The organism is Micromonospora sp. URMC 106 (assembly GCF_051386395.1).
Taxonomy (GTDB): domain Bacteria; phylum Actinomycetota; class Actinomycetes; order Mycobacteriales; family Micromonosporaceae; genus Micromonospora.
In genome coordinates, this window is sequence record NZ_JBPQTP010000244.1 from 1 (window position 1) to 590 (window position 590).

Genomic DNA, 590 nt, shown 5'->3' on the forward strand with positions numbered 1-590 from the left:
TTGCTGCTTCGGCTGGCCGGTGTGCCGCGGATCAGCGCGATCAGCGATGACTATCCCGGTTCGTTGTTGGATGTGCGTCACCGGGTTCCGGTGGGTGTGCCCGAACCGGAGCGTGCCCTGTCCCTCGCCGCCGCCGCCGGTTTCGCTCTGGCTGCGGACGACGAACCCACACTGCGCCTGCGCCCGACGCCGGCGCCCCCGCCGGAGGCCGGCGCGCCGGGCTACATAGTGCTGCACCCCGGGTCGGCGTCGCAGGCCCGGGGCTGTCCGCCGGAGCTGGCCGCCGGGATCGTCCGCACCCTGGCCGCAGCCGGTCACCGGGTGGTGGTCACCGGCGGGGCGGACGAGCGGGAGCTGACCGCCCGGGTGGCGGGCGGCGTGGCCGTGGACCTGGGCGGACGGACCGGGCTCGCCGAGCTGGCCGCGACCGTGGCCGGGGCCGGGGCGGTGGTGGTGGGCAACACCGGCCCCGCCCACCTGGCCGCAGCCTACGGGGTTCCGGTGGTCAGCCTGTTCGCCCCGACCGTCCCCTTCGGGCAGTGGGGCCCGTGGCGGGTGCCCACCGTGCGGCTCGGCGACGCCGGGGCGCC

1 protein-coding gene is annotated in these 590 nt (G+C 77.3%); it reads left to right on the plus strand.

All coding sequences use genetic code 11. The features are described 5' to 3' along the window. On the plus strand, positions 1 to 590 hold a 590-nt coding region (locus tag ACSNOB_RS31960; protein ID WP_436691166.1), incomplete at both ends, for a glycosyltransferase family 9 protein.